Origin of the sequence: Streptomyces sp. 1331.2 (assembly GCF_900199205.1) — a bacterium.
Taxonomy (GTDB): Bacteria; Actinomycetota; Actinomycetes; order Streptomycetales; family Streptomycetaceae; genus Kitasatospora.
The window spans coordinates 469782-488563 of the sequence record NZ_OBMJ01000001.1 but is presented as its reverse complement, the minus strand read 5'-3'; the positions used below and the strand labels follow the sequence as shown (position 1 = coordinate 488563).

The 18782-nt window shown below is 74.8% G+C and carries 17 protein-coding genes; 6 read left to right on the top strand and 11 right to left on the bottom strand.

All coding sequences use genetic code 11. From position 1 onward, the window contains the following. Positions 1-17: 17 nt before the first annotated feature. The 5 genes from CRP52_RS02270 to CRP52_RS02250 all read right to left on the bottom strand — a co-directional run bounded on the left by CRP52_RS02270 (position 18) and on the right by CRP52_RS02250 (position 6730). The gene (locus CRP52_RS02270; protein WP_097234823.1) at positions 18-1319 is read right to left on the bottom strand and encodes a pyridoxal phosphate-dependent aminotransferase; all 1302 of its coding nucleotides are present in this window, start codon (positions 1317-1319) and stop codon (positions 18-20) included. Then, on the bottom strand, positions 1316-2719 hold the full coding sequence (locus tag CRP52_RS02265) for a KamA family radical SAM protein (RefSeq protein ID WP_097234822.1): 1404 nt from the start codon (positions 2717-2719) through the stop codon (positions 1316-1318). The genes CRP52_RS02270 and CRP52_RS02265 overlap by 4 nt, the downstream gene beginning before the upstream one ends. A gap of 122 nt (positions 2720-2841) precedes the next feature. Further along, positions 2842-3741, bottom strand: a complete 900-nt coding sequence (locus CRP52_RS02260) for a nuclease (RefSeq protein ID WP_097234821.1) — start codon at positions 3739-3741, stop codon at positions 2842-2844. Positions 3742-4200: 459 nt separating this feature from the next. Continuing rightward, a complete protein-coding gene (locus CRP52_RS02255) occupies positions 4201-4815 on the bottom strand; it encodes a TIGR03086 family metal-binding protein (protein WP_179852657.1) in 615 nt (204 codons plus the stop codon). Between the two features lie 298 nt (positions 4816-5113). Continuing rightward, positions 5114-6730: a phytoene desaturase family protein gene (locus CRP52_RS02250; protein WP_097234819.1), complete on the bottom strand. Its 1617-nt coding sequence runs from the start codon at positions 6728-6730 to the stop codon at positions 5114-5116. A gap of 224 nt (positions 6731-6954) precedes the next feature. Here CRP52_RS02250 and CRP52_RS02245 point away from each other — a divergent pair, with 224 nt between their 5' ends. Further along, positions 6955-7980: an NUDIX domain-containing protein gene (locus CRP52_RS02245; RefSeq protein WP_097234818.1), complete on the top strand. Its 1026-nt coding sequence runs from the start codon at positions 6955-6957 to the stop codon at positions 7978-7980. Between the two features lie 199 nt (positions 7981-8179). Here the strand turns inward: CRP52_RS02245 and CRP52_RS02240 are convergent, their stop codons facing one another. The 3 genes from CRP52_RS02240 to CRP52_RS02230 form a co-directional block, all read right to left on the bottom strand. Further along, positions 8180-8932, bottom strand: a complete 753-nt coding sequence (locus CRP52_RS02240) for an FAD:protein FMN transferase (protein ID WP_097239776.1) — start codon at positions 8930-8932, stop codon at positions 8180-8182. 61 nt (positions 8933-8993) lie between these two features. Further along, complete coding sequence (locus CRP52_RS02235; RefSeq protein ID WP_097234817.1) at positions 8994-9509, bottom strand: FMN-binding protein; 516 nt, start codon at positions 9507-9509, stop codon at positions 8994-8996. A gap of 100 nt (positions 9510-9609) precedes the next feature. Beyond that, positions 9610-11055, bottom strand: a complete 1446-nt coding sequence (locus tag CRP52_RS02230; protein WP_097234816.1) for a ferredoxin reductase family protein — start codon at positions 11053-11055, stop codon at positions 9610-9612. A 229-nt stretch (positions 11056-11284) separates the two neighbouring features. Between CRP52_RS02230 and CRP52_RS02225 the strand changes: the two genes are divergently transcribed. Then, the gene (locus CRP52_RS02225) at positions 11285-12037 is read left to right on the top strand and encodes a response regulator transcription factor (RefSeq protein ID WP_097234815.1); all 753 of its coding nucleotides are present in this window, start codon (positions 11285-11287) and stop codon (positions 12035-12037) included. Between the two features lie 32 nt (positions 12038-12069). Then, positions 12070-13518, top strand: coding sequence for a sensor histidine kinase (locus CRP52_RS02220; RefSeq protein WP_097239775.1), 1449 nt, complete (start codon positions 12070-12072; stop codon positions 13516-13518). On the opposite strand, the gene CRP52_RS02215 is transcribed toward CRP52_RS02220, so the two are convergent. After that, positions 13499-14605, bottom strand: coding sequence for a GlxA family transcriptional regulator (locus CRP52_RS02215; RefSeq protein WP_097234814.1), 1107 nt, complete (start codon positions 14603-14605; stop codon positions 13499-13501). The two genes, CRP52_RS02220 and CRP52_RS02215, sit on opposite strands and share 20 nt — an antisense overlap. 187 nt (positions 14606-14792) lie before the next feature. Here CRP52_RS02215 and CRP52_RS02210 point away from each other — a divergent pair, with 187 nt between their 5' ends. After that, entirely contained in the window at positions 14793-15383 is a 591-nt protein-coding gene (locus CRP52_RS02210) for an isochorismatase family protein (RefSeq protein ID WP_097234813.1), read from the top strand. 76 nt (positions 15384-15459) lie between these two features. Here the strand turns inward: CRP52_RS02210 and CRP52_RS02205 are convergent, their stop codons facing one another. Further along, a complete protein-coding gene (locus tag CRP52_RS02205) occupies positions 15460-16224 on the bottom strand; it encodes an alpha/beta hydrolase (RefSeq protein WP_257032237.1) in 765 nt (254 codons plus the stop codon). Positions 16225-16488: 264 nt separating this feature from the next. Here CRP52_RS02205 and CRP52_RS02200 point away from each other — a divergent pair, with 264 nt between their 5' ends. Continuing rightward, entirely contained in the window at positions 16489-17295 is an 807-nt protein-coding gene (locus CRP52_RS02200) for a mechanosensitive ion channel family protein (RefSeq protein WP_097234812.1), read from the top strand. Between the two features lie 16 nt (positions 17296-17311). On the opposite strand, the gene CRP52_RS02195 is transcribed toward CRP52_RS02200, so the two are convergent. Further along, entirely contained in the window at positions 17312-17665 is a 354-nt protein-coding gene (locus CRP52_RS02195) for a DUF6401 family natural product biosynthesis protein (protein WP_097234811.1), read from the bottom strand. Positions 17666-17818: 153 nt separating this feature from the next. Here CRP52_RS02195 and CRP52_RS02190 point away from each other — a divergent pair, with 153 nt between their 5' ends. Beyond that, positions 17819-18745 (top strand): LLM class F420-dependent oxidoreductase, encoded by a 927-nt coding sequence (locus CRP52_RS02190; RefSeq protein ID WP_097239773.1) that lies wholly within the window; start codon positions 17819-17821, stop codon positions 18743-18745. Positions 18746-18782: the final 37 nt, after the last annotated feature.

The following is an 18782-nucleotide window of genomic DNA, read 5'->3' as shown; positions in this document are numbered from 1 at the left end:
CGGGGCGGCGCCGCCGCTCAGGCCGACCGTTCCGCCGCGAGGACGCCCCGCGGCGGAACGGCCAGTGCGCCCAGCCCCCGCTCGATGACGGCCAACTGCCCGGCCACGTGCGGCAGGGCGGCGGGATCGGCGCTCTCCAGCGCCTGCCACTGCTCCTCGGCGGTCTCGCCGTAGAGCTTGCTGGTGGCGATCCGCAGGCGCAGCGCGCCGGGGTCGTCACCCAGGTGGTGCCCGGCGAGGACGGCGATGCCGGCCCGCTCCAGCAGGTGGTGCTGCAGCCCGGCGGAGCCGTCCACGCCGTGCGCGGCCAGCGCCGCGCGCAGCGGTTCGTAGTCCGGGTAGAGGTAGAAGCCGGCCTGCGGGGCCCGGCAGCGGGCACCCGAGTCGAGCACGATCCGGTGCACCGCCCGGGCCACCGCGGCGTGCAGCCGGGTCGAGGCGGCGAGGTGGGCGCGCAGCTCGGGCGGCTCGGCGAAGGCGTAGGCCGCCACCTCCTGCATCGGCCCGGCCAGCGTCGACCACACCTCGCTCGCGTAGCCCGTCACCCGGTCGCGGACGGCCCGGCCCCAGGGGCCGGCCGGGAACCGGGCCGCCCCGATCCGCCAGCCGCCGAGGGCGAGGTTCTTGCTGAGCCCGGTGAGCACGATCGTCCGCTCCGGCAGGACCTGCGCCGGGCTGAGGAACGGCTGCGCGGGATCGTGCACGAGGTCGCGGTAGATCTCGTCGGAGACGACCGTCAGCTCCTCCTCGGCGGCCACCGCGCACAGTTCGGTGACGAGCCGGGGGCCGGCCAGCGTGCCGGTGGGGTTGTCGGGCAGGGTGAGGAGCAGGATGCCGGGCCGCCGCCCCGCCGCCCGCGCCGCCCGTACCGCCGCGCGCAACGCCGCCGGCTCGGGCACCCCGCCGCACTCCGCCGGGATCGGAACCCGTACCACGGCCTTGCCGGCGAGCTCGGCCTGCGGGGCGTAGGTGTTCCAGGCCGGTGCGGGCAGCACCAGGTCACCGGGCAGCACCTGCTGCAGCGCCATCAGCAGCGGCTTGCTGCCGGGGGCCACCACGACCTGCTCCGGGCCGGTGGCGGCGCCGCGCCGGGAGAAGTACCCGGCGACGGCTGCGCGCACGTCCGGGCTGCCCGCGACCGGCCCGTAGCCGTTGCGCCCGGCCCCGGCGGTCAGCCGCTCGACCAGCGGCGGGAAGACGGGCAGGCTCGACTCGCCGAAGCCCAGATGGACGATCCGCGCCCCCTCGGCCCGCCGCCGGGCCACCAGCTGGTCCAGCGCCATGTTCGGCGAGACGTGCCGGTCGCTGTGCTCGGTCATGCCAGGGCCTCCTCGGGGGACGGAACGTCGGTGGTCGGTTCGGTGGGAGCTGTCGGCGCTGCCGGTGTCGTGGGCGCGGGGGCGATCGCCGCCCGGATCGCCTCCGGCACCGGCTCGGCCGGCCGCAGCTCGTCCAGCCAGGCGGCGTCCGCCGACCAGTGGGCCCGGAACGGCCGGCCGACCAGCTCCGGATCGCGGGCCTGCAGCAGCCGCAGCTGGAAGTACCGCCCCTGCGCGTCCTCCTCGACCCCGTCGACCACCACCTTGCCGGGCGCGGCGGACATCACCGGCCCGCGGACCGTCCGCGCCAGCCCCGGCAGCCGCCGGTGCGCCTCGGCGAAGATCCGCACCGCCTCGGCCAGCGGCACCTTGAAGTACTCGTGCGGCCCGGTGTCCCGCTCCACGAACAGGTAGTACGGGACGGCGCCGAGCGCGAACTCGGTGCGCCACAGCTCGGTCCACACCTGCGGGTCGTCGTTGACCCGGGCGATCAGCGGCGCCTGGCAGTACACCACCGCGCCCGTCCCGCGGATCCGGGCGACGGCCCGCCGGGCGATCTCGGGGGCCAGCTCGCGCGGGTGGCTGTAGTGGCCCATCACGGCGAGGGTGCGCCCGCTCGCGACCACCTCCTCGAACAGCCGCAGCAGGTCGTCCGCGTCCCGGTCGGTGACGAAGCGCTGCGGCCAGTAGGCGACCGCCTTGGTGCCGATCCGGATGGTCCGCACGCTCTCCACGGCCAGCAGCGGTTCGAGGTGGCGCCGCAGCCGCTCGGTGGACATCACCAGCGGATCGCCGCCGGTGACCAGGACGTCGCTCACCCCGGGGTGCGCGCGCAGGTACTCGACCAGCTGCTCCGGGCCCTCGGCGGCGAACCGCAGGTCGGCGTCGCCGACGAACTGGGCCCAGCGGAAGCAGTACGTGCAGTAGCTGTGGCAGCTCTGCCCCTGCTGCGGGAAGTACAGCACCGTCTCCGCGTACTTGTGCTGCACCCCGGCCAACCGCTGCCCGTCGACGCTCGGGACGTTCAGCTCCAGCTGGCCGGAGGGGTGCGGATTGAGCCGGTACCGGATCTCCCGCACCGCCTCGCGCGCCTCCGCCGTCGAGTCGTCGGGCAGCGCGGCCAGCCGGCGCAGGTCCGCGGCGGGCAGCATGCCCTCCTGCGGGAAGAGCAGTTGGAACATCGGGTCCTCGGGGACGCGCTGCCAGTCGATCAGCTCCGACAGCACGTGGTCGTTGACCCGGAACGGCAGGACCCGCGAGACCAGTTCGACCGTCCGGCGGACCTCCGCGGACAGCCCGAACCGCCGCGCGACCTGCTCCAACTGCCGCGCCCCGTAGGCGCGGAACCGGGGTGGGATGGTGGGGCTCGTGGCCGCCAGGGGGGAGCGCAGTGCGTGCATCCTCCGATGGTGGTCCCGGAGCCCGGCACCGGTCCAGGCGCTCAGGACGGGCCGCTTGCACCCCCCGCTGCGCTCCGTCGTTCCTGAGCCGCACCCCCGCGCGGAGCCAATTCTCGGTGAAGCTACTTCTCGCTGAAGATGATCTCCTCGATCGGATGGGTCATCCGCACCGTGGAGCTGTTGGTCACCTCGACCACGTTTTGCAGGCCGGTGAGCGGCTTGGGGTGGTCGGGGAGGGTGAACTTGTCGGTGGCGCCGGCCAGGAAGGCGGGCAGGCAGCCCAGGCCCGGGCCGAACAGCCGGACGTAGTCGACCAGGCGGCGGAACAGCTTCGGCAGGATGACCAGGTCCTCGGTGATCGACTCGATGTTCTCGATCTTCGCGCCGGTGGTGGTCACGTCGTTGAGCCAGACACTGCCGGGGGCCTTGGCCGCCCGCGCCTGCTGCGCGGTGGCGGTCAGGTCCGCCCGCAGGTTGTCGGGCAGGTTCTGGTAGAAGGTCGGGTAGACCAGCCCGAGCGACAGCAGGTGGTGGTTGGCGGTCTCGTGCAGCATGTCGACGGTGACGTCCAGCCGGAAGCCGCTCTTCGCCGGCTTCGGGGGCGTGCCGACGCTCGGCGCGGTGCCTCGCCCGACCAGGGCGACGCAGCGCTGGAACACGTCGGCACCGCCGCTGAGGATGTAGCCGGGCACGGACGCCGGTGTGGAGGAGGTGACCTTCTCCGTGTCGTCCTGCACGACGTCGGTGAACCCCAGCCAGCGCAGCAGCTCGTCGCGGGCGGCGTGCGCGCCGAGCCCGAGCGGCTGGTGCGCGAAGTCCGGGCCGACGCCCTGGTAGTGGGTCTCCAGCGCGTCGATCGCGTCCAGCCGCAGCGAGGCGCCGCCGTTCTCGTCGCGCTTGACCCGGTTCCGGCCGGGAAGCTCGAACCAGAAGCCCGGGTCCTGCGGCAGGAAGTGGACGGTGTCCCCGTCGGGCCGGTCATGCAGGACCTGGTAGGAGCCGGTGATGAGCACCATGGACATGTCTGCCTCCCGGATCTGACAGTGCGCCACCGCCGCGGCTCCGGGCCGGCTGGCAATCCGTATGCGAAGCGTTCGGGCCCGGCCGGTCCTCGGGCGGCGGATCCGGTGGCGGTCGTCCGCAACGTCCTTGCTTCCACCATGCGCCCGTCCGGGGGTGCTGTCACCCGGGCGGCGGCGGCCGCCAGCGCCCGCGCGGGGGCGTTCCGGGGGTGCTTCGCCGGGCTCGGTCACCCGCGGTGAAGGTGGACGGTGACGGAGCGTGGAGCGGTCCCGATGGCGGGTTTCGGACAAGCCGGCCCTCGGGGTCGATTTCCGGGAATCTCCACCGAACTCTCACCCCGTCACCTCGTCGGGTGACTCTCGTTCCGACGCCCGACGCCCGACGCCCGACGCCCGCCCGCACCGGAGGCCTCCTCGTCCTCTCCCGTTGCGGGGACGGGCCGTTGACGGACGGGCCGCTCAAGGCAGGGCGTCGTAGGACCAGTTCGGGTCGCGGCCGGTGAGGGCCAGCAACTGCTCCTGGGCGTCGGCCCCCGGCGCGGTGCCGAGCGGCGGGTCGAACATCCCGGAACCGGCCAGGTGGCGGTAGCCCTGGAACTCGGCGAGCGCGTACTGGGCGGCGCCCGGCGGCATCCGGCCGCTCTCGCCCAGCGCCCGGGCGAGGTCCCAGCTGTGCACGACGGTCTCGGCGGTCAACTCGCGGGCGTACCCGCCCACATCGCGCACCCCGTACGGCAGGTGCACCTGGAGGTCCGGGGCGCCAGGCTGGTAGAGCGCGCGCACCGCGGTGTCGGCGGCCAGCACCCACACGCCGACCGGGTTGCGGCCCAGTACGTCACCGTCGAAACGGTGGCCGATCGTCTCCGGGGTGTAACCGGCCACCGCCTGGCAGACCCAGAGGTGCTGCGCGGCAAGGTGGTTCACCAGTGTGTGGATGTCCCAGCCCCGACAGGGCGTGGGGGTCGTCCAGCCGTCCTCGGGTACGGCCCGGACCAGCCGGGTCACCTCCGCTACGGCGGCCGTGTAGCGTTCACGGACCTCGACGTGGAACCCGGGTGGGTGCGGACACTCCATCGGAGGCCTCCCTCCTGCCCTGCTCACTCTCAGTAAAACGCCACGGGGAGTGGACCTGCCAGGGGTGCGGGCTTTTTCTCCCGTCTTCTTGCGGCTCCTGCTGCGCTGCGGGGCCGGACGGCGATCGGCCGGTCGCGGCAGGTGCCCGGCGGTCACCGTGGGTGGCTCGGCCGTCCACGCAGGGGAGCGGTCGTCAGTCCGGCTCGGCTCGGCACGGTTCGGCACGGTTCGGTTCGGCACGGCACGGCACGGCACGGCACGGTTCGATTCGGCTCGGCGAAGCATGGGGCGGCCAGGCTCAGCGGCGGGCCAGGTCCTCCAGGACGGCCTGCGCCGCGTTGTGCCCCGGGATGCCGCTGACACCCCCGCCGCGGACGGCCCCCGCACCGCACAGCAGCACGTTCGGATGGCCGGTCGCCACGCCCCAGCGGGCGGCGGCGCCAGCCACCTCCCCGTCGGCAAACGGGAAGGCGAGGTCGCGGTGGAAGATGTGGCCGCCCGGCAGCCCGATCTCCCGTTCCAGCTCCGGCGGCGTCCTCGCCTCGATGCAGGGCCGGCCCTCGGCGTCGGTGGCCAGACAGTCGGCGACCGGCTCCGCCAGGACCGCGTCCAGCTGCGCCAGGCTCGCCGCCAGCGCACGATCCTTGGCCCCGGGGTCCGCCGCCGGGTCGCCGAACAGCCGGGCGGGCATGTGCAGGCCGAACAGGGTCAGCGTCTGCAGCCCCTGCCGGACGGCCTCCGGGCCCAGGATCGACGGGTCCGTCAGCGAGTGGCAGTAGATCTCGGACGGCGGCGCCGAGGGCAGCCGGCCGGCCTGCGCCTCGGCGTACGCGGTCTCCAACTGCCGGTAGCCCTCGGCGATGTGGAAGGTCCCCGCAAAGGCCTCGCGCGGATCCGCGGAGGTGTCCCGCAGGCGCGGCAGGCGGCGCAGCACCATGTTGACCTTCAGCTGGGCGCCCTCCGATACGGGCCCGGGGGCCTCGCCGAGCAGCCGGGCCAGCGTCGCCGGTGCGGCGTTCACCAGCACCCGGCGGGCCGCCACCGTGGCCTCCTCGCCGTCCCGGTGCCGGTACACGACCTCGGCGTCACCGCGGCCGCCGCCGCCGGCGCCGGCGCGGTCCGCGGCGATCGCGGTGACCTCGCTGTCGGTCCGGATCCGCGCTCCGGCCGCCAGCGCCGCCTCGGCCAGCGCGTCCGTGACCGCGCCCATCCCGCCGACCGGGACGTCCCAGTCGCCGGTGCCGTTGCCGATCACGTGGTAGAGGAAGCAGCGGTTCTGCCGCAGCGCGGGGTCGTGGGCGTGGGTGAAGGTGCCGATCAGCGCGTCCGTGAGGACCACGCCGCGCACCAGGTCGTCCGCGAAGGTCCGCTCGATCGTCTCGCCGAGCGGCCGCTCGAACAGGGTCGTCCAGGCCTCGTCGTCCGCCACCCGTCGGCGCAGCTCGGCCCGCGAGGGCAGCGGCTCGGTGAGGGTCGGGAACACCCGCCGGGCGAGCTGCCCGGTCATCCCGTAGAAACGCTGCCAGGCCTGCCAGTCGCGGTCGGCGCCGGTCAGCGTCCGGAACGACTCCCGGGTGCGGCCCGGGTCGCCCGCATCCACCAGCAGACCGGTGGGCTTCCCGTCCCGCTCGGCCGGGGTGTACGAGGCGATCCGGCGCCGCCGCAGGTCCAGCCGCAGCCCGAGGTCCCGCACCACCTTCCGGGGCAGCAGGCTGACCAGGTAGGAGTAGCGCGACAGCCGGGCGTCCACCCCCGGGAAGGCCCGGGCGGAGACCGCGGCCCCGCCCACCCGGGGCAGCCGTTCCAGGACCAGCACCCGCTGCCCGGCCCGCGCCAGGTAGGCCGCCGCCACCAGCCCGTTGTGCCCGCCGCCGACGATCACGACGTCGTACCGCGAGGACGCGTTCGTGTTCATCCGGCCACGCTACGACAGGGCGCGGGCGCGCGGAACACCCGCGCAGGCCCGGATCGTCGGATCCTGCGCAGGGCGCCGTCCGCGCGCAGGTCGGCGCGCGCGGGGTAGCCGTCGACGGCCGTGATCGGCTCGGCCTCGGCCCCTCGACGGGTCGGAGCCTTTCGCGGGGCGCGCCGCGGACCCCACAATGGGGCGGTCGGATCACGGGGGGCGGGGGAACCGGGGTGCAGTGGCTGCTGGGGCTCGGCGGGGCCCTGTTGCTCGGAATGCTGACCAACCTGGTGTACGACTTCGCCAAGTACGGCGGCTCGCGCCTCGGTTCACGGGTGCCGGCGCCGCGCGTCCGGCGGGCGAGCCTGTCGGCGGCGGCCCGGGCGCACGACGTCCGGGCGGACGGCCTGGCCCCGCTGATCACCTGGTCGGCCGCCCGGCCGCTGACCCCGGGCACGCTGGTGACCTCGTACGACGGCCGGGTCGTCCGCCCGCACGTGCTGGACCGGGTCGGCTGGGACGCGGAGGTGGCGCGTCAACGCGAGGCCGGGGCGGCGGGCCGGACCGCGTACCTCACCCGGCTGACGGTCGACCACGGCGAGCACAGCGCCGCCCGGGTGTGCGAGGTGACCATCGCCGAGAGCGACTACGCGGAGTGCATGGCCACCACCCGGCTGGGCCGGGAGGACGCGGAGGCGGGCCGGCTGCTGCGCGAGGCACTGGACGAGGGCCTGACGGGCTTCGTCGCCACCGCGCCGCCCACGATGGTCAGCGCCTGCGTCGCGGTGCGGGACCGCGGCGGACGGTTGTTGCTGCTGCGCCGCTCACTGGCCGTCAGGACCTTCCCGGCGCAGTGGACGGTCGGGATCAACGAGACGATGAAGTACCGGGACGAGCCTGGCGCCGCCGAGGACTTCTACGCGCTGGTCCACCGGGCGCTGGAGGAGGAGCTGGGGCTGCTGCCGGCCGACGTCGGGCCGACGGTGATCACCTGGCTGGGCTGGAGCGAGCCGGCCTCCTGCTACACGCTGGTCGCCACCGTCCGGGCCCGGCTGGACGCGGCCGAGATCGACCGCCGCCGGGAGGCCTGCCACAGCACCTTCGAGCACGACCTGGCGGTCTGGGTGCCGTTCACCCGCCGCTCGGTGTCCGAGCTGGTCGAGGGTGGCGCCTGCCCGGACGGCTCGCGCCGCTGGTCGTACCTGGCTCCCCTGGTGGCCCGGGAGGCCTGGCGGGCGGCGCAGCAGGATCGGGCGTAGCGGCGGCCCATGAGGGTGCCTCATGGGGCGGGTCATGAGCTCCACTCATGAGCTGCGACATGAGCTCCCTTCATGGGCCGGGTCATGAGGTTCCCTCATGGGCCGTGACATGAGGTTCCCTCACGGGGCGACCTCATGAGACTTCCTCATGGGCCCACCCCATGAGCTCCGCTCATGACACCGCCGCTCGGGGCCGCCGTCAGCGGACGGCGGACTGCCAGTCCGTGGGCCCGCTCGCCGGGAGGTGGCCGGGCAGGCCGGGGGTCCAGCGCTTGCTGCCGTCCGGCAGGACTGCCAGGGCTTCGACGCCGGGCTGCCGGGCCGCCCAGGCGAGAGCGCGTTCGGGGCCCATGGCGAAGGCGGCGGTGGCCCAGGCGTCGGTACGGGCGATGCCGGTGCCGGGGGCGCCGACCAGGGTGAGGGAGGCCAGGCCGGTGGCCGGGCGGCCGGTGTGCGGGTCGATGACGTGCGTGCCGCGTTCGGCGGTGCCCGAGGTGGCCACGGCCAGGTCCTGGCCAGCCAGGACGGCGGTGAGCAGGCCCGGCCGCCCGGGGTCGGCGACCCCGATCCGCCACGGCCCGCCGCTGGTCTGCACGTCCCCGCCACCGCTGACGCAGTACTGCCGGGCACCGGTGGAGCGCAGCAGGGCGGCCGCCTCCTCGACGGCCCAGCCCTTGACCCAGCCACTGGGGTCGAGCCGGCCGCCGGGGCGGTCGGTGAACCAGCCGTCGGTCTGCGCGGCGACCTCCCGGCAGGCGGCCAGCACGGCGGGGACCTCCGGATCGCAGTCGTCCAGGGCCAGTTCCCCACGGTCGAGGCGGCTGATGTCGCTCTCCGGCCGGTAGGTGGAGAACACCGCGTCGATGCGGTGCAGCCGTTCGGCGATCCGGTCCAGCACGGCGGCGGTGTCCGGGCCGGGGTCGCGGACGACGATCGAGAAGACGGTGCCCATGACGGGTTCGGCGCGGCGGAGCACGGTGTCGCGGAGCTCGGTGTGGCGGAGCACGGGGTCCTCAGCCCTTGGCCCGGTCGAGGGCGCTCTGCAGCGAACGGACGTAGCCGTCGCTGGTGTACGTCGCGCCGCTGACCACGTCGATCTGCGCGTTCTGTGCGGAGATCGCCTCCTGGTTGAGCACCGGCAGGGCGGAACTGTTGATCTCGCGGTCCCGCCGTTCGGAATTGGGGTACTTGACCACGTCGACGGCGGTGATCCGGCTGCCGGCCAGGGTGACCTGGACCTGCACCGGCCCGTACCGGGTGTTGACGGTGTCGCCGCTGACCTTCCGGGTCGCACCGGCGGGGGCGGCGGAGGCGGACGGGGCGGCGGAGCCCGGGGCACCGGACGGCGCCGAGACATCGGACCCGGAGCCGGAGCCGGAGCCGGTCCCGGACCCGGACCCGGAGCCGGTCCCCGCCCCGGCCCCCGAGCCGATCACCGGAGGCGGCCCGGCCGCCTCGTGTGGTTTGAGGGAGAGCAGCAGTACCACCCCGGCGGCGGTGGCGGCGCTGGTGACGACGGCTCGGCGCAATGGAATCGATGCTCCTGCAGATCGGGAGCCCGGACGGGCTCGGAAGGCTCGGAGGCCCGCAAAACTCGGCGGCTCAGAGGGCTGGGAACGCTCAGCGGGCTCAGAAGGAGAAGTTCTCGTGGTGGATGCGTCCGGGCCGTACCCCCGCGGCCCGCAGCGCCCGGACGGCCTCCTCGGCCAGCGCCTCCGGCCCGCACAGGTAGACCTCGTGCCCGGCGAGGTCCGGGACGAGCCGGACGAGCTCGGCACCGAGGTCGCCGACCTGCTCGCGCGAACCGAGCAGCTCGTGCACGACCGCGCCGCGCCGCCGGGCGATGTCGGCGAGCTCCGCCCGGAACAGCACGTCCTCGGCCCGCCGGGCCCGCTGGACCAGCGTCAGCTCACCCGGCAGCGTCTCGAACAGCGCGCGCAGCGGGGTGATCCCGACGCCCGCCCCGAGCAGCAGCACCCGGCGCTGCCGCTGCCGCCGCCGGGTGAACGCGCCGTACGGGCCCTCGGCGCGCACCGGGGTGCCCGGGCGCAGGGTGGCGACCGCCGCGCTGTGCCCGCCGAGGTCCTTGACGGTGAAGCGGAGGAAGCGCAGGTGCGGCGGCGCGGACAGCGAGTACGGGTTGGCGGCCCAGCGCAGGCCGGGAGCCTGGAACTGGAGCCGGAAGAACTGGCCGGGCTCGGCGCGCAGTTCGTCCAGCCGCTGCCCGGTCAGGAACAGCGACACCACGCCGGGGCCCTCCGGCCGCACTTCGGCGACGCGCAGCCGGTGCCGTCGGTCGAGCAGCCACGGCCGGGCCAGCCGGTACCAGCCGAGCAGTGCCGCCGTCCCGAAGTAGAGCGCGTACCAGGCGGCCCGGCCGGGGCCGCCGCCGAGGTCGGCGCCGGTGGCCGCCTGGTGGGAGAAGGCGAGCGCGACCGCCAGGTACGTCACCAGGTGCAGGTAGTACCAGGCCTCGTACGGGAGCCGGCGGCGCGCCGCCCGGGCGGAGACCGCGCCGGTGCCGAGCAGTAGCAGGGTGCCCAGGGTGGCCTTGATCATCTCGGGGTAGTGGAAGACGATCTCCACGCCTTCGCCGAGCGGGCCGCGCCCGTCGGTCAGGGCGTAGCCCCAGACGATCGTCAGTACGTGCACGGAGACGGCGGCCACCAGCCAGCGCCCGCCGAAGGCGTGCCAGCGCGCCAGCCGGTCCGCGCCGACCCCGCGTTCCAGCGGCGGCAGCCGGGCCATCAGCAGGAGCAGCACGGGCGCGGCGTACCCGGCGAGTAGTCCGGTGATCCGGCCGGCGCCGGTCAGCCAGCCGGCCGCGCCGACGACCGCCGGGGTGCTCACCCACCACAGCGCGATCACCCCCAGCCCGCCCACGGCGATCAGCGCGAGCGCGACGGCAGGGTCCAGCGCGAACGGCGGGCGCGGCGCCGCCCGGTGCCCCCGGTCGGCGGGTGCCGGCCGGGAGCGTAGCCCGGGCCGCTGGGGGCCGGGCCGCCGCGGGGCCGGCCGCCTTGGGTCGGGGTGACGCGGACCGGGCCGCGACTCCGGTGCGGCGGCAGTGCTCATCGGGGAACCTCCTCAGGGCCCGGCGGCGGGTGCCGCCGAGGCGGACCACGATCGCACCGCAAGCTCTGAGCCGCCTCTGAACGAGTCCGCGTCCCGCACCCCCGCCACGAGGGTGAAATCGCTGGTCAGAGCCGCTGTGCAGGCCACGAACGGCCGCCCGGGGTCTCAGGGGTTTCTCATCGTGGCGGTCCAGGATGAGCGGTGCGCAGCACGAGCCGAAGGGAGCACCATGGACGAGAACGCAAACCGCCCCGGGTGGCGCGTCCTGGTCGTCGACGACGAGCCGGACCTGGTCGAGGTGGTCTGCGGCGCCGTCCGCTACGAGGGCTGGCAGGCGCGCGGCGCGACCACCGGCCTGGCCGCCGTCGAGGCCGCAGCGGCCTGGCGGCCGCACGCCGTGGTGCTCGACATGATGCTGCCGGACCTCGACGGCCTGGAGGTGCTGCGCCGCCTCCACGCCGAGCGTCCCGAGGTGAGGGTGCTCTTCCTGACCGCCCGGGACGCCGTCGAGGAGCGGATCGAGGGCATCGCGGCGGGCGGCGACGACTACGTGACCAAGCCGTTCAGCCTGGCCGAGGTGGTCGTCCGGCTGCGCGGCCTGCTGCGCCGGGCCACCCAGCCGGCCACCCCGTCGGCCACCCCGTCGGCCGGCTCACCGGTCGACGCGCGGCAGCCGCCCGCGCACGCGCTGGTGCTCGGCGATCTGGTGCTGGACGACCGGGCCCGCGAGGTGACCCGCGGCGGCGAGACCGTCGAGCTCAGCCCGACCGAGTACGCGCTGCTCGCCCACCTGATGCGCCACCCCCGCCAGGTGCTCAGCAAGGCGCAGATCCTGGACGCCGTCTGGTCGTACGACTTCGGCGGGCAGGCGCACATCGTCGAGCTGTACATCAGCTACCTGCGCAAGAAGCTGGACGCCGGGCGCAGTCCGATGATCCACACGGTGCGCGGCGCCGGGTACCTGATCAAGGCCGCGCAGTGACGCCCCGCCCCCGGAACCCGCTGGCCGTGAAACTGCGCGCCGTGACGCCCCGCACGCTGCGCGCCCGACTGATCGCCGGCCTGCTGGTGCTGCTCGTCGTCACCTGCGCCGCCGTCGGCTTCGCCACCACCGCCGCGCTGCGCCACTTCCTGGTCGACCGCCTCGACCAGCAGCTCGCCGAGTCCGGCGGCCGCTACGCCGCGAGCCTGGAGCACGCCGGCCAGGGCGTCGGCCCCGACACCCGGGCGCAGACCCCGGGAACCCTCGGCGTACGGCTGCTCGGCGGCCGGATCACCGCGGCGGGCGTGGTCGACGGCGACGCCGACGACATGGACGCCCCCGACGACGAGGACGACCGGGTCACCTTCACCCCCGCCCAGCAGCGGGTGCTGGCCGCCCTGCCGGTCGGCGGCACGGCCGGCACCCTCGACCTGGGCGACGCCCAGGGCCACTACCGGGTACGGGCGGTCGCGGGCCGGGACGGCGACGTGCTGGTCAGCGGACTGCCGCTGCGACCGGCGGAGGACACCGTCCGGCGGCTGGAGACCCTGGAGCTGACGGTCTTCGCGATCGCCGTCGCGGCGGCCGGCTCGGCCGGGGCGCTCTGGGTCCGCTGGTCGCTGCGCCCGCTGCGGCGGGTGGTGGGGATGGCCGAGCGGGTCAGCGCGATGCCGCTCGCCAGCGGTGAGGTCCTGCTGGCCGAGCGCGTCCCGGACGACGATCCGCGTACCGAGGTCGGCCGGGTCGGCGCGGCGCTCAACCGGATGCTCGGCCACGTCGGCGACGCCCTGGCCCGCCGCCACACGGTGGAGGAGCGGCTGCGCGCCTTCGCCGCCGACGCCAGCCACGAGCTGCGCACCCCGGTCGCGGCCGTGCGCGGCCACGCCGAGCTGGCGCTGCGCCACCCCGGGCCGGTGCCGGCGCCGGTGCGGCACTCGCTGGAGCGGATCGACGCCGAGGCGGTGCGGATGGGCGCGATCGTCGAGGACCTGCTGCTGCTCGCCCGGCTGGACGCGGGCCGCCCGCTGGCCGCGGAGGAGGTGGACCTGACCAGGATCGCCCTCGACGCCGTGGCCGACGCCCGGGCCGCCGGGCCGGAGCACCGCTGGCGCCTCGTACTCCCCGAGGACCCGGTGCTGGTGCGCGGGGACGGGCACCGGCTGAGCCAGGTGGTGGCCAACCTGCTGGCCAACGCCCGCACCCACACCCCGTCCGGCACCGGGGTCGAGCTGCGGCTCCGGCGCGAAGGGGACGGCGGTCAGGCCGAGTTGAGCGTGACGGACGACGGCCCGGGGATCGCGCCTGACCTGGTGGGCCGGGTCTTCGAGCGCTTCGTCCGGGGCGACCGGGCCCGCTCCCGGGCCACCGGCTCGACCGGGCTCGGGCTGGCGATCGTCCGGGCCGTGGTGCGGGCGCACGGCGGCACGGTGGAGGCGGCCAGCCGGCCCGGCCGTACGGTGTTCACCGTCCGCCTGCCGTGACCTCTCCTGCCGTGGCCTCTCCGGTCGTGACTTCCCCGGTCGTGACCCCGCCGTCCGTTGCGGCGGTGCCCGTCGAAACGCCGGCAGGCGCAGCGGTGGCCGTGCGGAAGCGCTGGCGGTAGTCGGTCGGCGTGGTGCCGAGCCGGCGGCGGAAGGCCCGGACGAGGGTGTCCGTGCTGCCGAACCCGCAGGCGGCGGCGATGCGTTCGAGCGTGGCGTCCCCCGACTCCAGCTGGTGGCGGGCGCGTTCGACCCGGGCCGACTCGACGTAGGCGTTCGGGGTGGTGCCCAGCTCGGTCTTGAAGATCCGGGTCAACTGCCGTTCGCTGACGTGGGCGTGGGCGGCTAGGTCGGGGACGGTGAGCCGGCCGGTGAGGTTGCGCAGGATGTGGTGGCGCAGCTCCTCGACCCGCCGGGTGGTCGAGACGGGTTCCAGCGGGACGCTGAACTGGCTCTGCCCGCTGGGGCGTTTGAGGTACATCACCAGCTGGCGGGCGACTCGCAGGGCCAGCTCCTCGCCGAAGTCCTCGGCGACCAGGGCGAGCGAGAGGTCCAGGCAGGCGCTGATCCCCGCGCCCGTCCACACCTCGCCCTGGCGGATGAAGATCGGGTCGGCGTCCACCTCGATCTGCGGGTGCTCGGCGGCGAGTTGGCCGGCCGTCGACCAGTGCGTGGTGGCGCGCTTGCCGTCCAGCAGTCCGGCCGCGGCGAGCAGGTGCGCGCCGACGCAGACGCTGGCCACCCGGCGCGAGCGGGCGGCCAGTGCGCGGACCCGCTCGACCACCGCCGGGTCGGTGAGCGCACGGACCCGGCGGAGGTCGTCCACCTCGACCGAGCCGGGCACCAGCAGGGTGTCGATCCCGCTCCCGGCGGCCTCGTCGAAGGTGAGGTCGGGCAGGATGCGCACGCCCGCCGCGGTGGTGACCGGCGCGGTGGTCTCGGCGGCGAGGACGACCCGGTAACCGGTCGCGTCCCCGGTCTCCCGCCGGACCAGCGAGAACACCTCGGGCGGCCCGGTCACGTCGAGCAGGTCGACGCCCTCGAACAGGACGATGACGATCAGCCGCCGGGCCGGTTCGGCTTCCATGAGTGCCCCCTCGATCTGCGGCACCGCTGTCGGACCGCTGTCGGACCCGACACCGGAGTCGATGTCGGAATCTGCATGTTAGATGGCATTGCGGACACGGGAGCACCGACCGTAGCGTTTTCGAAGGCCGCCGCACCAGGCGTGACCTGCAGAAACCCTCCTCCGGAACGCGAAAGGCGGCACCGCTGTGCCCACGACGACCCTGCGCACCCTCAACGGACTCGACGAGAAGCCCGCATCCCTCGCCGACTCGGCCCTGATCCTGATCGACTACCAGAACACCTACGTGCGCGGCGTGATGGAACTGGAGGGCTGGCAGGAGGCGCTGGACGCCGCCGCCGACCTGCTCGCCCGGGCCAGGGCGGCCGGCGCCACCGTCATCCACGTGATCAACGACGGCGGCGAGGGCACCCCGTACGACATCCGGGCCGAGATCGGGCAGATCCACCCGAGCGTGGCGCCCGCCGAGGGCGAGCGGGTGGTGGTCAAGACGGTCCCGGACGCCTTCGTCGGCACCGAGCTGGGCGAACTGCTGGAGGCGGCCGGCCACCAGGACGTCGTCATCGCCGGCTTCATGACCCACATGTGCGTCACCTTCACCACGGCCGGCGCCTTCCTGCGCGGCCACCGCCCGACCGTCGTCGCTGCCGCCTCCGGGACCCGGCCGCTGCCGTCGGCGGGCACCGAGCTGACCGCCGCCCAGGTGCACCGGAGCGCACTGGCGACGATCGGGGACCTCTACGGCGTCGTCGTGGAGTCGCCGGCCGACCTCGCCTGACGCCACCGGGTCGTCCCGGCCCATCCGCCGGACAGGCCCATGGGGCGTGTCCGACAACCCGACACCTCGTGGTGGCTCAGGGCGTGGCCGGGCGGGCCGGGCTCCGGCGGGGTTGCCGGGGGAGGGGGAGGGTCAGGGCCTCGGAGGAGGCGGGCGGGAGGGTGAGGGCGGAGGCGGTCTCGGCGGGCAGCGGGTGGAGGCCGAGGAGGGCGGTGGTGAGGCGGGTGGTGGCCCGGTGCCAGTCGGGGACGCGCTGCAGCATGGCGTGGCCGCTGCCGGTGACGGTGTAGCCGCAGACGCGGGCGCCGGCGGCGCGGCTGCGGGCGGCGAAGGCGCGGGTGTCGGCGGGCGGGGTGACGGTGTCGCGGTCGCCGTGCAGCATCAGCACGTCCCGGCCGGCCAGCTGTTCGCACGGGTCCTGGGCCGGGCACCAGGGGGCGAGGGCGATCAGGCCGGTGACGGACGGGTGCCCGCCGGCCTGCAGCGCGGCGCGTCCGCCCATCGAGTGGCCGATCAGGACGGTCGGCACCGGCCCCAGCTGCGCGGCCAGTTCGTCGAGCGCGGCGACCGCGTCCCGGGCGGCATCGGCGCGGGGGCCGTTCCAGCCGCGGTGGCGGTAGCGGACGGTGCCGACGGCCACCTCGGCGCCGACCGTCGCCCGGGTGAGCGCGCGCAGGAAGCCGTGCATCCGCAGCAGCGGGAGGTTGAGCAGGCCCGGCCGGTCGAGGTTGTGCTCCTCGCCGCCGTGCAGCACCAGGACGGCGGCCCGGGCCCGTTCCGGGCGGATCCGCCAGTGCAGCGCCCGGTGTCCCACCGCGCTGTCCGCCGCCGTACCGCTCACTGCCGCACCGTCCCGTCCGTCCCGCCGCATCGTCCGTAGTCCGTAGCCCGTAGCCCGTAGCCCGTAGCCCGGCCGTCCGCCGTCGCTCGTCCGCCGTCCGTCCTCCGGACCGCCACTGTAACGGGGCGGACGGACGGATCGTTCACCCGAGGGAACCATCCCGGACACCGGGCGCGGGCGGCAGGGTCGGCCGCCTGCTATCCACGAAGGGCGGGGGGCCTGCGGCGCCCGCTCGTGGCGCCGTGTCACCGAGTGGAGGACTCCGTGGCTCAGCAACTCGCACTCTCCGTCGACTTCGGGTCGGGCTTCACCCAGGCCTGGTCCAAGATTGCGAAGGTCATTCCGCAGTTCATCGCCTTCCTGGCGATCCTGGTCATCGGCTGGTTCGTGGCGAAGGCCATCGCCAGGCTGCTCGACCGGGTGCTGCGCCGGGTCGGTTCGGAACGGGTCGCCGCGCGGTCCGGGGTGGCCGCCCGCCTGGCCGGCTCGAAGTACGACATGACCGGCATCATCTGCAAGGTCGTCTACTACATCGTCCTGCTGATGGCGCTGCAGCTGGCGTTCGGCGTCTTCGGCCCGAACCCGATCAGCGTGATGATCCACAGCATCGTCGCCTGGCTGCCCCGGGCCATCGTCGCCGTCGTGATCATGGTGGTCGCGATGGCCATCGCCAACGGCGCGCGCGACATCGTCGGCAACTCGCTCTCCGGCGCCTCGTACGGCCGGACGGTCTCCACCCTGGTCTGGGCGTTCATCGTCGGCCTCGGGGCGATCGCCGCGCTGGGCCAGGCCGGGATCGCCACCGCGATCACCGGGCCGGTGCTGATCGCCGCGCTCGCCACGATCGCCGGGGTGCTGGTGGTCGGCGTCGGCGGCGGTCTGATCATGCCGATGCGCCAGCGCTGGGAGCGGTGGCTGGACAGCGCCGAGCAGGAGACCGCCCGGCTGCGCGGCAGCGCCTACCAGGCCGGCCGCACCGACGCCCTGGCCAACCAGCCGATCCGGCCGACCACCCAGACCGGCCCGGGCGCCCCGCCGGCCCCGGGCATCGACCCCGGCGAGAGCCGCTGACGGGGGTGCGGGGGCTTCAGACCTCCAGCAGGCCCTGCTCGCGCACCAGCCAGCAGATCGCGGTCAGCCGGAGCACGGCGTAGTCGTAGCCGACCGGCTCCCGCCAGCCGATCTCGGTGAGCGCGTCCAGGAAGCCGAGCGCGTAGTCCGCCAGTTCCTCACGGTCCAGGGGCCGGGGCGCCAGCTCCGGCCCCTGCGCGTACAGCAGCTCGCGCAGCATCGCCGCGTGCTGGTCGACCGCCGCGACGAAGCCGGGCTCGAAGGCGAACTCGGCCAGCCGGGGCGTGAACGCCGTCACGATGCCGGGCAGCGGGCAGCCGGCCGGCTCGCCGGGGGAGCGCCGGAAGGATTCGTCGGGGGTCGCGAACATCCGTCCACGGTAGGCGAGCCCGGCGGCGGGATCGCAGCGCCGTGACGCTTCCGTGCTGAGACCTTGGCCACCCGCGCCCGGTGGCCGGTACGTTCCGTGGTCCGGCCGGTTCCCTGCGTCCACGGACGGGTGGTCTGCACCAGAATGGCCCGCATGGATCTTCGCATCTTCACCGAACCCCAGCAGGGCGCGAGCTACGACACCCTCCTGAAGGTCGCCCGCACCGCCGAGGAACTCGGTGCCTTCAGCGCCTTCTTCCGCTCCGACCACTACCTGAAGATGGGCGACGTCGACGGCCTGCCCGGCCCCACCGACGCCTGGATCACCCTGGCCGGGCTCGCCCGCGACACCAGCACCATCCGCCTGGGCACCCTGATGACCGCCGCCACCTTCCGGCTGCCGGGCGTCACCGCGATCCAGGTCGCCCAGGTCGACGCGATGAGCGGCGGCCGGGTCGAGTTCGGCCTCGGCGCCGGCTGGTACGAGGCCGAGCACACCGCCTACGGCATCCCCTTCCCCAAAGAGAAGTTCGGGCGGCTGGAGGAGCAGCTGGCGATCATCACCGGCCTGTGGAACACCAAGCTCGGCGACACCTTCGACTTCGCCGGGCAGTACTACACGCTGACCGACTCGCCCGCGCTGCCCAAGCCCGCCCAGGACCGCATCCCGGTGCTGGTCGGCGGCCTCGGCCCCAAGCGCACCCCGGCCCTGGCCGCCCGCTTCGCCGACGAGTTCAACCTGCCGTTCGCCTCAGTGGACGACTCCGCCGCCCAGTTCGGCCGGGTCCGCGCCGCCGTCGAGCAGGCCGGGCGCCCGGCCGACGCCCTGGTCTACTCCAACGCCCTGGTCGCCTGCGTCGGCCGGGACGACGCCGAGGTGGCCCGCCGGGCCGCCGCCATCGGCCGGGACGTGGACGAGCTGAAGGCCAACGGCCTGGCCGGCACCCCGGACGAGGTGGCCGAGAAGATCGGCCGGTACGCGGCCGTCGGCAGCGAGCGGATCTACCTGCAGATCCTCGACCTGGCCGACCTCGACCACCTGGAGCTGATCGCCACCCGGATCGCCCCGCAGCTCGGCTGACGAACGGGAGCAGGCCGGCGCCCGACCGGCCGATTCC

Coding starts and splice junctions, on each gene's coding strand:
- CRP52_RS02240 (WP_097239776.1), bottom strand. CDS start 8,932: ATGGGCACCGTCTTCTCGATCGTCGTCCGCGACCCCGGCCCGGACACC.
- CRP52_RS02215 (WP_097234814.1), bottom strand. CDS start 14,605: ATGGAAGCCGAACCGGCCCGGCGGCTGATCGTCATCGTCCTGTTCGAG.
- CRP52_RS02195 (WP_097234811.1), bottom strand. CDS start 17,665: ATGTTCGCGACCCCCGACGAATCCTTCCGGCGCTCCCCCGGCGAGCCG.
- CRP52_RS02260 (WP_097234821.1), bottom strand. CDS start 3,741: ATGTCCATGGTGCTCATCACCGGCTCCTACCAGGTCCTGCATGACCGG.
- CRP52_RS02265 (WP_097234822.1), bottom strand. CDS start 2,719: ATGCACGCACTGCGCTCCCCCCTGGCGGCCACGAGCCCCACCATCCCA.
- CRP52_RS02250 (WP_097234819.1), bottom strand. CDS start 6,730: ATGAACACGAACGCGTCCTCGCGGTACGACGTCGTGATCGTCGGCGGC.
- CRP52_RS02190 (WP_097239773.1), top strand. CDS start 17,819: ATGGATCTTCGCATCTTCACCGAACCCCAGCAGGGCGCGAGCTACGAC.
- CRP52_RS02230 (WP_097234816.1), bottom strand. CDS start 11,055: ATGAGCACTGCCGCCGCACCGGAGTCGCGGCCCGGTCCGCGTCACCCC.
- CRP52_RS02255 (WP_179852657.1), bottom strand. CDS start 4,815: ATGGAGTGTCCGCACCCACCCGGGTTCCACGTCGAGGTCCGTGAACGC.
- CRP52_RS02225 (WP_097234815.1), top strand. CDS start 11,285: ATGGACGAGAACGCAAACCGCCCCGGGTGGCGCGTCCTGGTCGTCGAC.
- CRP52_RS02270 (WP_097234823.1), bottom strand. CDS start 1,319: ATGACCGAGCACAGCGACCGGCACGTCTCGCCGAACATGGCGCTGGAC.